9 protein-coding genes are annotated in these 14,033 nt (G+C 74.9%); 6 read left to right on the plus strand and 3 right to left on the minus strand.

From position 1 onward, the window contains the following. Positions 1–42: 42 nt before the first annotated feature. Positions 43–1,026 (minus strand): helix-turn-helix domain-containing protein, encoded by a 984-nt coding sequence (locus tag AB0398_RS28235; RefSeq protein ID WP_366378450.1) that lies wholly within the window; start codon positions 1,024–1,026, stop codon positions 43–45. 230 nt (positions 1,027–1,256) lie between these two features. Here AB0398_RS28235 and AB0398_RS28240 point away from each other — a divergent pair, with 230 nt between their 5' ends. The 4 genes from AB0398_RS28240 to AB0398_RS28255 all read left to right on the plus strand — a co-directional run bounded on the left by AB0398_RS28240 (position 1,257) and on the right by AB0398_RS28255 (position 9,019). Then, positions 1,257–5,018 (plus strand): S8 family serine peptidase, encoded by a 3,762-nt coding sequence (locus AB0398_RS28240; RefSeq protein WP_366378451.1) that lies wholly within the window; start codon positions 1,257–1,259, stop codon positions 5,016–5,018. Between the two features lie 123 nt (positions 5,019–5,141). Continuing rightward, positions 5,142–6,758, plus strand: a complete 1,617-nt coding sequence (locus AB0398_RS28245; RefSeq protein WP_366378452.1) for a protein phosphatase 2C domain-containing protein — start codon at positions 5,142–5,144, stop codon at positions 6,756–6,758. Between the two features lie 27 nt (positions 6,759–6,785). Then, positions 6,786–8,528, plus strand: a complete 1,743-nt coding sequence (locus AB0398_RS28250; RefSeq protein ID WP_366378453.1) for a pyruvate dehydrogenase — start codon at positions 6,786–6,788, stop codon at positions 8,526–8,528. Between the two features lie 86 nt (positions 8,529–8,614). Then, a complete protein-coding gene (locus tag AB0398_RS28255; protein ID WP_366378454.1) occupies positions 8,615–9,019 on the plus strand; it encodes an ATP-binding protein in 405 nt (134 codons plus the stop codon). 39 nt (positions 9,020–9,058) lie between these two features. Here AB0398_RS28255 and AB0398_RS28260 read toward each other — a convergent pair whose 3' ends face one another. Next, a complete protein-coding gene (locus AB0398_RS28260) occupies positions 9,059–10,171 on the minus strand; it encodes a DUF2637 domain-containing protein (RefSeq protein ID WP_366378455.1) in 1,113 nt (370 codons plus the stop codon). Positions 10,172–10,365: 194 nt separating this feature from the next. After that, positions 10,366–11,232 carry a (2Fe-2S)-binding protein gene (locus AB0398_RS28265; protein WP_366378456.1) on the minus strand — a complete coding sequence of 289 codons (867 nt, stop codon included), beginning with the start codon at positions 11,230–11,232 and terminating at the stop codon, positions 10,366–10,368. 194 nt (positions 11,233–11,426) lie between these two features. Here AB0398_RS28265 and AB0398_RS28270 point away from each other — a divergent pair, with 194 nt between their 5' ends. Further along, positions 11,427–12,290 carry a GntR family transcriptional regulator gene (locus AB0398_RS28270; protein WP_366378457.1) on the plus strand — a complete coding sequence of 288 codons (864 nt, stop codon included), beginning with the start codon at positions 11,427–11,429 and terminating at the stop codon, positions 12,288–12,290. Between the two features lie 65 nt (positions 12,291–12,355). Continuing rightward, complete coding sequence (locus tag AB0398_RS28275; protein ID WP_366378458.1) at positions 12,356–14,026, plus strand: WD40 repeat domain-containing protein; 1,671 nt, start codon at positions 12,356–12,358, stop codon at positions 14,024–14,026. The last annotated feature ends 7 nt before the right edge of the window (positions 14,027–14,033 follow it).

The following is a 14,033-nucleotide window of genomic DNA, read 5'->3' on the forward strand; positions in this document are numbered from 1 at the left end:
GCCCGGCTCCGGTTCGGGCCCCGGCCCCGCACGCCCCCGCCCTCACCCCCGCGCCACCCACCCCTTCTCGTACGCGTGCCAGCCCAGCTGCAGCCGGGTCGAGACGCCCGACAGCTCCATCAGCCCCTTCACCCGCCGCTGCACCGTCCGCAGCCCCAGGTCGAGCTGCTTCGCCACGCTCGCGTCCGTCATCCCGGCGAGCAGCAGGGAGAGGACCTCCAGGTCCACCGCGTCCGGGCCCGGCGCCTCGTCCTCGGTGATCTGCGCGCCCGACCCGAGACGCAGCGGCAGCGCCTCCCGCCACACCGACTCGAAGAGCCCCATCAGCGATTCGAGCAGCCCGCTCGCGTGTACCACGATCGCCGCCGGCTCCACGCCCCGCCCGGTCAGCGGCACCATCGCCAGGGACCGGTCGGCGACGACCAGCTTCGTGGGAACCCGGTCCGCGACCCGGATGCGCTCCTCGCGGCCCAGCGCCGCCGAGAGCTCCATCAGCCCCGTCGGCAGGGACAGCACCTCGCGCTCGATCACCACCCGGTAGCGCACCCCCCGCCCGGCCGCCTGCTCCTCCGCGTCGTTCTCCAGGCCGGAGACCGCGATCGGCTTGCCCGTCACCAGGGCGCAGACCTCCTCCGTCGCGCCCAGCTGGAGCTGGAGGAAGCGGTGGGTCACCGCGCTCGCCCCGGTCACCACCTCCACCAGGTCGTGCACGGCCGCCTCCGCCGCCTCCGCCCGGTACTCCTCGGCGAGCAGCGCCGCCGCCAGCTCGGCCTGCTCCAGCTCGTGACGCTGCTGGGTGAGCAGCGCGCCGAGCGCCACCCCGGGCGGGGCCGCGACCCACCGCCCGGTGCAGGCGGAGGACTGGGCGGCGAGCCCCTGCGACTCAAGGCGCCGCAGGGCCCGTTCGGTCTCCTGCTCGGGCAGGGCGAGCCGGTGGGCGAGGTCCGTGACCTCGGCCGCGCCCAGCGAGACCAGAGCGCGGTACGCCGATTCCTGGCGCTCGTCGAGTCCTATCGCTCCCAGCATGGTGCCCCACCCCTCGCCCCACCCGCGCCGGGCGACCCGTCTTCCGGGGACGCCCGCCGGAGGCTTTCGTTCCGTCGGTGACCTGGCGGAAAACGGCCACGGCGTATTCCCGCCCGGCCCATCATCCCTGTACCGCCCTCACCTCTGCCAATGTGGCGCCACCGCAGCACCAACAGCCTCCGGGAACGGGCGATTCGCTCCGCCGTGCCCGGAAAACGATGGGGAGAGTGATGCGCCCGATTTCGCGTACGGCCCTGGGGGCGGCGACCGCCGCCGTCCTGGCCGCCACCGCGGTCGTGCCGTCCGTGGCGAACACGCCGCAGGACGGAACGGCCGGCAAGCGGCCCCTGGCCGGCAGCGAGGCCTCGGCCCGCGCCGGGGCCCGGACCACCACGGTGACCCTGGTCACCGGCGACCGCGTCCTGGTCACCCGCGACGCCGCGGGCGTCCCGGCGGCCACGGCCCTCCCCGGCGAGGACGGCACCGTCCCCCTCGTCCAGACCCGCCGCTCCGGCCGGGACCTGTACGTCTACCCCGAGGCCGCCACCGCCGCGCTCGCCGCCGGACGCGTCGACGAGGAGCTCTTCAACGTCACCGGCCTGATCCGCCAGGGCTACGACGACACCGCCACCACCACCCTGCCGCTCATCGCGGTCTACGGCTCCGACGTCGCCCGCTCCGCCCCCCTCGCTCCGCGCGGAGCCCGGCGCGGCCAGGTCCTCAAGGCCGTCGACGGCGTCGCCCTCCGGGCCGAGAAGAAGACCGCCGCCACCTTCTGGGCCGAGGTGGACGCCCCGAAGGCCCGCACCGCCTCCGGCATCGAGAAGCTCTGGCTCGACCGCAAGGTCGAGGCCACCCTGGAGCGCTCCACGAAGCAGGTCCACGCCCCCGAGGCCTGGGCCGCCGGCTACGACGGCAAGGGCACCAGGGTCGCCGTCCTCGACACCGGCGCCGACACCGACCACCCCGACCTCAAGGGCCGCGTCGTCGCCTCGGAGAACTTCACCGACTCCGACACCACCGGCGACCGCCAGGGCCACGGCACCCACACGCTCTCCACCGTCGGCGGCTCCGGCGCCGCGAGCGGCGGAAAGAAGAAGGGCGTCGCGCCCGGCGCGGAACTCCTCAACGGCAAGGTCCTCGACGACTCCGGCTCCGGCGCGATCTCCTGGATCATCGCCGGCATGGAGTGGGCCGTCGCCCAGGGCGCCGACGTCGTCTCCATGAGCCTCGGCAGCCCCGTACCCACCGACTGCACCGACCCGATGAGCGTCGCCGCCGAGGAGCTCGCCGAGAACGAGGGCACCCTCTTCGTCGTCGCCGCCGGAAACACCGGCCCCTCCCTCAACACGGTCTCCTCGCCCGGCTGCGCGCCCGGCGTCCTCACCGTCGGCGCCACCGACCGCGACGACTCCACCGCGTACTTCTCCAGCCGCGGCCCGACGCTCGTCAACCACACGCTCAAGCCGGAGATCGCCGCGCCCGGCGTCGCCATATCCGCCGCCGCCGCGGGCGGCCGGGGCGTGTACGCCTACCGGTCCATGTCCGGTACGTCGATGGCCACCCCGCACGTCGCGGGCGCCGCCGCCGTCGTCAAGCAGCGCCACCCCGACTGGACCGCCCAGGAGATCAAGGCCGCGCTGGTCGCCTCCGCCGAGAGCGACCTGCCCGGCGACGTCCGCGAGGTCGGCGCCGGCCGCCTCGACGTCAAGGCCGCCGTCGACCAGAAGGTCCTCGGCGCCCCCGCCGTCCAGGGCGGCACCTTCCCCTGGCCGCAGGACAGGAGCGACCGCACCACCGTCTCCGTCCCGTACACCAACACCTCGAAGACCCCGGTCACCCTGGACCTGGCCGTCGAGCGGGTCACCGGCAACGACGGCTCCCGCGTGAGGCCGACCGTCGCCCGCCTCGGCGAGCGGACCGTCACCGTCCCGGCCGGCGCCACCGTGAAGGTCCCGCTGGAGCTCGACCCGGCCGCCCGCCTGGACCGCGCCCAGTACGGCGACGTCACCGGCCGCGTGATCGCCACCGGCAGGGGCGGCGTCCACGTCTCCACGCCGTTCTCCCTGTACGTCGAGCCCGAGACCGTCACCCTCCGCGTCAAGCTGGTCGACCGCCTCGGCCGGCCCGCCTCCGGCGCCTCCTCCCTCGACGTCATCGGCACCGACGACGCCGGCGGCGAGCGCCGCTTCAACGAGGGCGCCACCGACCAGGTCTTCCGCCTGCGCCCCGGCGGCTACTTCCTCTCCTCCTACGTCACCACGCCCGACGCGGGCGAGGGCGCGGCGCTGACCGACTCGCTCAGCTACCTCGGCCGCCCGCGGTTCGAGCTGAAGAAGGACACCACCGTCGTCCTCGACGCCCGCAAGGCCCACAAACTGTCCGTGCGGACCGACAAGGACGCCGAACTGCGCGGCGCCACCCTCGCGTTCGCCCGCTCCTGGGACGACACCTGGACGCACGCCGGCACCGCCGCCGGACCGCGCACCATCCGCGCCTACTACGCCTCGGTCGAAGGCCGCGCCGACGACGGCGACTTCGAGTTCGGCAGCTACTGGCGGGCCGCCGCCCCGCAGATCACCTCGCTGCGCACCGGCGACGGACTGGCCCTGCACCCGCTCACCGGCTCCCTCGCCTCCGACAACCTCGACGGCACCGGCTCCGCCCGCCTCGTCGACGCCGGAACCGGCACCCCCGAGGAGCTCAAGGCCGCCGGCGTCAAGGGCCGCGTCGCCCTCGTCCGCCTCCCCGACGACTCCACCCAGGCGAGCACCCTCGCCCGCGACGCCAGGGCCGCCGGAGCCGTCGCCGTCCTCGCCCACCACACGGCCCCCGGCCGCTGGTACCCCGGCGGAGGCTTCATGGGCAACGGCCTCCCCGTCCTCTCCGTCCCCTCCACCGAGGCCGCCGCGCTCCTGAGGAAGCTGGCCACCGGCCCGGTCGTCCTCGCCTGGAAGGCCACCGCGAAGAGCCCGTACGTCTACAACCTCGCGTTCCCCGAGACCGGTGCGATCCGCTCCGCCAAGGAGTACCGGGTCCGCGACGGCGCCCTCGGCCGCACGGACTCCACGTACGGCTCCACCGGCGTCGCCACCGACTTCTTCGACAGCCCCGCCGCCCACCGCCCCAACGGCACCCGCGTCTTCTTCGGCTCTCTCGAAACGGTCCCCGTACCCGGCACCCGCACCGAGTACTACTCGGCCGGCGACACCGCCTGGGAGCAGCTGATCGGCAGCAACTTCCCCTTCGGCGAGCTCATGGCCGGCGCCCGCCACGCCTACAGGGCCGGGGAGAGGCGCACCGAGCGCTGGTACGACGGCGTCCTCGCCCCCACCGCCCCGCGCGACGCCACCGGGAAGCCGGTCCTCGTCGCCGAGCGCCAGGGCAACCTCATCGGCTTCGCCGCCGCGATGTGGGGCGACTCCACCCATCACGCCGAGCCCGGCTCCTTCGGCGACATCGGCAACCTGCGCCTCCGCCGCGACGGCGAGCCCATCGGCGAGACCGGCTGGCCGTACGGCGTCTTCGAGGTCCCGGCCGAAGCCGGGAGGTACACGCTCGAACAGAACACCACGAAGATCGGCAGCAGGGTGTGGAACCGGTCCACCTCCGTCAACTCGGTGTGGGAATTCACCTCCAAGCTTGACGAGAGCGTCTATTCTCAGGGCATCCCGATTCTCTTCCCCCGGTACGACCTTCCGGAGGACGGCCTCAAGACCCTCGCCGCGACCGACGGCCAGCACATCGGCCTCACCGCTACGGGACACGCGGGCCACACCCCCGCGGCGCTCACCTCGGCCAGGCTCTCGTACTCCTACGACGGCGGCACGACCTGGACCGAAGCGCGGGTCTCCCGGCAGGGCGGCCGCTGGACCGCGACCGTGAACCACGCGGGCGCGACCGGCGAGCAGGTCACCCTGAAGACCGAACTGACGGACGCCGGGGGCAACTCCGTCACCCAGACCGTGGTCCGCGCCTACGACGTGCGCTGACCACGCCGGTCCGCCGGGCGTCCTTCCCGTGGGGGGTGGGGCCGCCCGGCGGACCACCCATTCGCCGCAACGCTTTTTCCGATGCGCCGTTTTCGGGCCCTCCGAGCGGTGGACAATAAGGGCATGACTCAGCAGGGGGACAGCTGGTGGGACAAGCTCTACGACGAGTCGGCGCCGGACACGGCCCCGACGGTCTCGGGTGACACGCTCGACGACCACTTCGCCACGGCGGCCCGCGCCACGACGGACCCGCCGGGCGGGGCGCCGACCGACGCGGCGGTCCCGGCCGCCGCGAAGAGCCCGACCGACGTGAAGAGCCCGACCCGTCCGGCGGGCCCGGACCCCCGGGCCGCGACACCGGCCCCGGTTCCGGCACCGGCTCCGGTTCCGGTTCCGGCCTCGGTTCCGGCACCGGCACCGAGGAGCACCGCTCCCGGCACGGACCCGGAACCGCCGCCCGTACCGACCGCACCACCCACGCCGACCGCACCACCCACGCCAGCCGCACCACCCGTACCACCCGCTCCCGTTCCGCCCGTTCCCGGGCGGGCCCCCTGGGAGGCCGCCGAGACCGGGCCGCGGACCTTCCCCGCCCCGCCGGTCGAAGCGCCCACCGTCCAGGTGCCGGTGCCTCCGGACCCGCCGGGACAGGACCCGGAGCCGGAGAAGGAACAGGAGCCGGAGGCGGAGCAGGCATCGGCCCCTACCGACCACGCCCCGACCGTCCAGGTCCCCGTCCCCCGCCCCCGTACCGGATTCGTCGGCAGCAGGCCGCCCACCTACGAGCCCGAGCCCACCGCCCTGCCCGTCGCCCGCCCCGGCGAACTCGCCGGCGTGGTCGCGGACACCGTCCTCGACGGCGCCCGCTACGGCACCTGCACGCTGCGCGCCGTCTCCGTGCGCGGCGACTCGGCCCGCTTCCGGGGCGAGCCCCGCCGCGACGCCCTCCTCACCGCCCGCTTCGGCCACGACGAGGCCGCGCTCGTCCTCGTCGCCGTCGCCGCCGGATCCCGGACCACCGAGGACGCCCACCTCGCCGCCGCCGACGCCTGCCGCTGGATCGCGGAGGCCGTCTGCCGCAGCCACGGCCGGCTCTCCGAGGACATCAGGTCCGGCCGCCGCGGCGACCTCAAGTCCGGACTGCACCGGCTCACCGACCGCACGTACGGCAAGCTGCGCGCCCGCGCCGCCGAGCGGGGCCTCGCCCCCGACGAGTACACCGCCTCCCTCCGCTGCCTCCTGCTCCCCGCCGACCCCGACTGCCGCACCCGGGTCTTCTTCGGCATCGGCGGCGGCGGGCTCTTCCGGCTCCGCGACGGCGTCTGGCAGGACATCGAACCGCTGCTGCCCGAGCGGGGCGCCGTCACCGGCGCCCCCGTCGTCGGCTTCGGCTCCCCGCCGCCCGCCCCGTCCGTCCCGGAGGCGACCGAGGAGGAGGACCGGCTCACCATGGACCTCGGCATCACGACCGCGCCCGGGCCGCTCGTGGAGGAGCCCGTGCCGCCGCCCGCCGAGCCGTTCCGCTTCCGCGCCTCCGTCGCCCGTCCCGGTGACACCCTGCTGCTCGCCTCGCCCGGCCTCGCCGACCCCGTGCGCGGCGAGCCCGGCCTCGCCCGTGAGCTCGCCGACCGCTGGGCCGACGCGGAGCCGCCCGGCCTCGCCGCCTTCCTCGCCGACACCCAGCTGAGGGTGACCGGTTACGCCGATGACCGTACGGGGGTGGCCGTCTGGGAGGCGTGATCCGCCGGGCCGTGTGTTGATGGGACCATGGCCAAGCAGAACGTAGCGGAGCAGTTCGTCGACATCCTCGTGCGCGCGGGCGTGAAACGCCTCTACGGAGTGGTCGGCGACAGCCTGAACCCGGTCGTCGACGCGATCCGCCGCACCAAGGGGATCGACTGGATCCACGTCCGGCACGAGGAGGTCGCCGCCTTCGCCGCGGGCGCCGAGGCCCAGATCACCGGTGGCCTCGCCGCCTGCGCGGGCTCCTGCGGGCCGGGCAACCTGCACCTCATCAACGGCCTGTACGACGCCCACCGCTCCATGGCCCCGGTCCTGGCCCTCGCCTCCCAGATCCCGTCCAGCGAGATCGGCCTCTCCTACTTCCAGGAGACCCACCCGGACCAGCTCTTCCGCGAGTGCAGCCACTACAGCGAGCTGATCTCCAGCCCGAAGCAGATGCCCCGGCTGCTCCACACGGCGATCCAGCACGCCGTCGGCCGCGGCGGCGTCAGCGTCGTCTCGCTGCCCGGCGACGTCGCTGCCGAGCCGGCCCCGGAGAAGGCCGTGGAGTCCGCGCTCGTCACCACCCGGCCCACCGTCCGCCCGGGCGACGCCGAGGTCGACGCCCTGGTCCGGATGATCGACGACGCCGACCGGGTGACGCTCTTCTGCGGCAGCGGCACCGCCGGGGCCCACGCCGAGGTCATGCGGTTCGCCGAGCGGATCAAGGCGCCGGTCGGCCACGCCCTGCGGGGCAAGGAGTGGATCCAGTACGACAACCCGTACGACGTCGGCATGAGCGGACTGCTCGGGTACGGCGCCGCCTACGAGGCCACCCACGAGTGCGACCTGCTGATCCTGCTCGGCACCGACTTCCCGTACAACGCCTTCCTGCCCGACGACGTCAAGATCGTCCAGGTGGACGTCAGGGCCGAGCACCTCGGGCGCCGCTCCCGGCTCGACCTCGCCGTCTGGGGCGACGTCCGGGAGACCCTGCGCTGCGTGATCCCCCGGGTCCGGGCCAAGAAGGACCGCCGCTTCCTCGACAAGATGCTCAAGAAGCACGCCGACGCCCTCGAAGGGGTCGTCAAGGCCTACACCCGCAAGGTCGAGAAGCACACCCCGATCCACCCCGAGTACGTCGCCTCCGTCCTCGACGAACTCGCCGACGACGACGCCGTCTTCACCGTCGACACCGGCATGTGCAACGTCTGGGCGGCCCGTTACCTCACGCCCAACGGGCGGCGCAGGATCATCGGCTCGTTCAGCCACGGCTCGATGGCGAACGCCCTCCCGCAGGCGATCGGCGCCCAGTTCACCGACCTGAACCGCCAGGTCGTCTCGCTCTCCGGCGACGGCGGCTTCTCCATGCTCATGGGCGACTTCCTCACCCTGGTCCAGTACGACCTGCCCGTGAAGGTGGTGGTGTTCGACAACTCCTCGCTCGGCATGGTCGAGCTGGAGATGATGGTCGCCGGCCTGCCCTCCTACGGGACGACGAACAAGAACCCGGACTTCGCCGCCATCGCCCGCGCCGCCGGGGCCTACGGCGTCCGCGTCGAGAAGCCCAAGCAGCTCGCGGGCGCGCTCAAGGACGCCTTCAAGCACAAGGGCCCGGCCCTGGTGGACGTCGTCACCGACCCCAACGCGCTCTCCATCCCGCCCAAGATCAAGGCGGACATGGTGACCGGCTTCGCGCTCTCCGCCAGCAAGATGGTCCTGGACGGGGGCGTGGGCAGGATGCTCCAGATGGCCCGCTCCAACCTGCGGAACGTTCCCCGGCCCTGACCCTCCGACACGACCCATGTATGCCGACGGTCCTGTGGGGCATGCATCCCCGTGAGCCTGTTCGACGCGACCACGGGTGGGGGGACATGACCGGGGAGGCACGACAGCCGACTCAGCTGCTCAGAAAGGTGGGGTGCGCGGATCTCACCGCGGTGCCGGAAGTGCGGCACGCACTGCGGGAACTGCTGCGGAAGTGGGGCGACCCGGGCGCCTCGGACGTGGCCGAGCTGCTCACCAGCGAGCTGGTGACCAACGCCCTGGTCCACACCGACCACGGGGCCGTCGTGACCGCGACGGTCGTCCCCGAGCAGTTACGGGTCGAGGTGCGCGACTTCGTCCCCGGCCTGACCGCGCCGGAGGCACCGCCCGCCGACGACCGCACGAACGGCCGGGGGCTCGTCCTCGTCCAGGCGCTGGCCGACTCCTGGGGGGTCGAGGACCGGGGGGTGGGCAAGGTGGTGTGGTTCGAACTGAACGGCGGGGCCGCCTGAGGGGGCGACCCCGCCGTTCTCTCTGCTTCCGTACTGTGCTCAGCCGAACTGCTGCTCCAGGTCCTTGAGCTTGCGCTCCAGGGAGTCGAGACGGGGCAGCGCCTGGGTGTCGTCCTCGGCGGTGAGGTCCACCGCCCGGGAGTCTCCCGTACGGGGCTCATCGCCCCTCACGGCTTGCAGGGACGGCCGGGGGCGAAGCGGCAGCTGTCCGGGATCCGCTATGGCGGGCTCCACGACGGGGGCCTGGACGGCACCCGTCGTGGAGCCCGACCCGGAGACCTGGGCGGGCGCCGTGCCCGGGGCGGCCGTGGCGTTCAGCGCCGCCATCTCGACCTGGCGGCCACCGCCGCGACCGAGCCCGAAGGACCGGTGCTGACGGTTGATCGCCTTGAGCCGGGCCCGGTCCAGCTTCACCTGGCCCCGCCTGCGGATCCGGTTCTGCTCCTTCTCCTTGCGGTCCTCGCGCACCTCGTCGACCGCCTCGTCCAGGGTCCGCACGTTCTCCAGGAGCATCAGGGACCAGGCCGCGAAGGTCTCCCGGGGCGCCCTCAGCCAGCGGACGATCCGGATCTGCGGCAGCGGACGGGGCACGAGGCCCTGCTCGCGCAGTGCGGCCCGGCGCGTCTGCTTCAGCGCCCGGTCGAAGAGGACCGCCGCCGAGAGGGACATCCCCGCGAAGAACTGCGGGGCTCCGTCGTGGCCGAGGCCCCTGGGCGCGTGCACCCAGTTGAACCAGGCCGCCGCGCCCGCGAACAGCCAGACGAGCAGGCGCGAACCGAGGGCCGCGTCGCCGTGGCTGGCCTCGCGGACGGCGAGGACCGAGCAGAACATGGCCGCGCCGTCGAGCCCGAAGGGCACGAGGTACTCCCAGCCGCCGGAGAGGCTGAGGTTCTGGCGGCCGAAGCCCACGAGGCCGTGGAAGGAGAGCGCGGCCGCGACGGCCGCACAGCAGAACAGCAGGCCGTACGAGGCGAATCCGTAGATCGCCTCCTTGCGCCTCCGGCGCTCCTCGCTGCGTTCCCAGGAGTCCTCGGCCGGGGCCTGGTCACCGGCGCGCTTCCCGCGCGCGAGCACCGCCACCGCCGTCAGGACTCCGGCGACCATCACGCCGCCCGGGAGCAGCCAGTCCAGCGATATGTCGGTCAGTCTCATGCGGTGTCCCTTGCATCGCGGTAGGGCGTTCGGTCGCCCATACTGACCGACCCCGAGCGGCGCTCACGCCGTTTCGGGGCAAGAGCACGCCAACGGGGTGCCGGTCCATGCGAATAGGGGCGATCTGGTCGAACACCCTTGCAAGGAAGGGGAGTTGCGTTCGATTGACGCCACCCTTCCGGGTGGCGTAATCGTCAGGCGGCCGCGGTCAGCCGGCGGACCCGGTCGGCGTCGCAGGTGCGCGGGCAGGTGACGCAGGTGTCCTCGGGGCGCAGCGTGTAGAAGAAGCAGCAGGTGGCCCGGTCCCGGGTGGTGAGCGGGGCGCCGTCCGGACCCTCGGCGCCGGGCAGCTCCCGGAAGCCCGCGGCCCCCGCGTACGGCTTGTGCGGCTTGGCGGTGCCCGGCATCAGGAGCTCCAGCTCCTCCGTGGCCCGCCGCTCCTCGCCGAGCAGGTTGCCGACGTACCAGAGGCCCTCGACGATCTCGTCCGTCGCCATGCCCCACAGGGCCCGGCGGCCGCGCCGCATCCGGGAGCCGAAGCCGTCGAGGACCGCCTCGAAGTGCTCGGCGAGCGAGGAGCGCACCTCGGCCCGCAGCGCCTCCTCGTCGGCGACGACCCGGGCGCCGGGCAGGTCCGCGGCGGGGTCGCCCGGCAGGCAGGCGAACTCCTCGATCCGGACCGCCATGCGGCCGAGCGTCCGCTGGAAGGCGACGTTCCGGACGGGGAGGCGGGGCACCCGGCGGTTCAGGAACCACGGGACGGTGACCAGGAGGCAGGCGGGCCAGGCGTAGCGGTGCAGCCCGAAGCTGGCGACGACGTCCGGACGGGCCTGCGCGCCGTAGTCGCGCCGCACCTGCTCGTCGTCCCAGGCCAGGAAGGCGTCCAGCTCGGCTCCGCCGGCCGCGAGTTCCTCCGCGCCGACCCAGCCCTCGCCGTACGGCAGGAGGTCGCCGGGGGCGTGTTCCTCTATGCGCAGGTACGAGAAGACCTCGGCGAGGCGGGCGTAGGAGGCCGCGACGGGCGAGGCGGAGGGGGCGGGCAACAGGGTGGGGACGGTCATGCGGACCACCGAATCGCGATCGTTGACAGGTAAGGCTTACCTTACCCGATTCGATCGGGTGTCTCACCACCAGCACACCGTTCCGGACCTGCGAGGCGTCTCTCACACCCCCGGTACCGGTCCGTTCGCCTATGGTGCACAGAGGACCCGCGCGACGCGAGCCGGGCCCGGTACGAGGCCCCAGGAGGACCCGGGTGGAGCAGGGAGCGGCGCGCGAGCGGACGACGGAGACCCCGTCCCCGGCCTCGCCCCCCGCCGACGCCGGGGACGGGGAGCCGACGGACCCGGCCGGGACCCCGGACGCGCGCTCCGCCCGCGTACCGGGCCAGGCCCGGAGCGGGGAGACGGGCGGGGGAGCGGAGCCGGCCTCCGTCGGTCCCCCGTACGCGCGCGGCGAGCACACCCACGCCGGGCCGGCCGGGCTCGTGCCCCGGACCGTGCGGCGGCACTCCGTGCGCGGGCAGGTCCTCGAAGCGCTCCGCACCGCCCTGGTCGGCGGCGAGCTCGTCCCCGGCGAGGTGTACTCCGCGCCCGCCCTCGCCGAGCGCTTCGGCGTCTCCGCCACCCCCGTCCGCGAGGCCATGCAGCGCCTGGCCGTCGAGGGCGCCGTCGAGGTCGTGCCGAACCGCGGCTTCCGCGTCACCGAGCGCACCCCCCGCGAGCTGGCCGAGCTGGCCGAGATCCGCGCGCTCATCGAGGTCCCCGTCATGCTGCGGCTCGCCCGCACCGTCCCGGCCGCCCGCTGGGCCGAGCTGCGCCCGCTGGCCGAGGCCACCGCGACGGCCGCGGCCCGGGGCGACCGCGCCCACTACGCCGAGGCCGACCGCGCCTTCCACCGGGCCGTCCTCTCCCTCGCCGGGAACCAGCAGCTCCTCGCCGTCGCCGACGACCTCCACCGCCGCTCCCAGTGGCCCCTGATCAGCGCCCCCGCCGTCAGCCACGGCGTCCTCGTCGCCGACGCCGCCGAGCACACCGCCCTGCTCGACGCCCTGATCGCCCAGGACCTGACGGTCGTCCGGACCCTGGTACGGGAGCACTTCACCGGATCGGAGTGCTGAGCGCCCGGGACGACTAAGGTCGTGTGCGTCAGCCGCTCGCACCGTGCCGTCCGTGAGGTGTCACCATGCCGTCCGCGACCCCGTCCCCGGCCTGGGACGGACGCCGGCCCGCCACCGGTACGGAACCCGGGGCCGCGGCCCTGCTCGGCTGGCTCACCGACCCCGACGCGCCCCGGCTCTGCCTCGTCACCGGCGCCCCCGGGAGCGGCAAGACGGCCCTGCTCGGCTGGCTCGCCGCGCACGGTCCGCGCGCCGGCCGGCCGCGCCGCCGTCCCGCCCGGGTGCTCGTCCCGCTGGCGGGACAGTGCGCCCTCGGCGTCACCTGGACCGTCGCCGACCGCCTCGGCGTGGTCGCCGAGACCCCCGGCGACCTCGTCGACGCCCTCGCCACCGGCGAGGCGCGGCCCACCGGCCGGGCCGTCCTCCTCCTCACGGACCTGCACGCCGCCGCCGAACCCGAGGCGCTCGCCCGGCTGGTCGCGGAACTCGCCGGGGTGGGCCGGGTCCGCCTCGTGGTCGAGGCCCGCGACGACACCCCCGCCCTCGCCGTCCTGCGCGCCGACCGCCGAGCCGCCGTCGTGGACCTGGACGGCGACCCCGGCCCCCTCGACGCGGCCGGGGAGCCCGCCGCCCGGCCGCTGCCGGACCTCTCCGACCCGGCCGCCGTCTGCGCCGCCGACCCGCTGCTCGTCACCACGGCGTACGTCACCGGCTCCGCGCCGGCCGGGGTGCCCGGCACCCTCGACGGGCCCGAACCGTCAGGCCGCCCCGGCGAGACCACCGCCGACGACCACGGCGGCCTGCGCACCGCCTGGATGCGGGCCGGGCAGTCGCTCTGCCGCGCCCAGCCCCGGGCGGAACGGGCCCTGGTGCTGCTCGCCGCGCTCGGCGACGGGGCCGACCCCCGGCTGCGCCCCGCCCTCGCCGACCTCGCGGCGGCCGCGCCCTGGCGGCTCCGCTGGGCCCGTCACCGGGGCGATCTGACCCCGCCCTGGCCGGGCCCGGTCGCCGTCCTCGGCGCGGCGGGCGGACCGCTGGAGGGCACCCTGCTCGTGGGCGACCGCACCGGCACCGTACGCCTGCTGCGCGAGGCCGACGCGAGCTCCGCCGGGCGCCTGGCGCACACCGTCCCCGGCCGGATCGCCGCCCTCGCGCCCGCGCCGGACGGCACGGTGCTGATCCTGGACGACCGGGGCCGGCTGCACGCCGTACGGGGGACGGCGCCCCGGCCCCCGTACCTGGAGCGCCTCACCGAGGCGGTCTCCGCGACCCTCGCCCGCCATCCCGGCACGGCCCTCGCGGCGATCGGCGGCTCGGTGGTGGTGGGGGACCGGCTCGGCTCCGTGCACGCCTTCGGCCTCACCGGCCTCCACCAGGCGGCCTCCCACAGCGGCCGGGTCACGGCGGTCGCGGCGGTGGAGTCCGAGACCCCCTTCGTCTGCTCCGGCGGTGCCGACGGGACCGTACGGCTCTGGACGCCGGGCCGCGACCCGCGCCCCGAGCCGCTCGCCGAACGCCGCTCGCCGGTGGTCTCGCTGCACGCCGCGGAGACTCCGCACGGCCCCCTGGTCGCCGCGGCCTGGGCCGACGGGCTCGTCGAACTCCACCGGCCGGAGGGCGGCCCGAAGCTCTCCTTCCGCCCGGGCCCCCCGGTCCGCGCCGTCGCCGTCACCGGCTCCGGGTCCCTCCTCGTCGGCACCGACGAGAGCCTGCTGTGTCTCGCGGCGAAGAGGTGACCCGGCG

It is taken from the genome of Streptomyces sp. NPDC086147 (genome assembly GCF_040702165.1).
GTDB lineage: Bacteria > Actinomycetota > Actinomycetes > Streptomycetales > Streptomycetaceae > Streptomyces.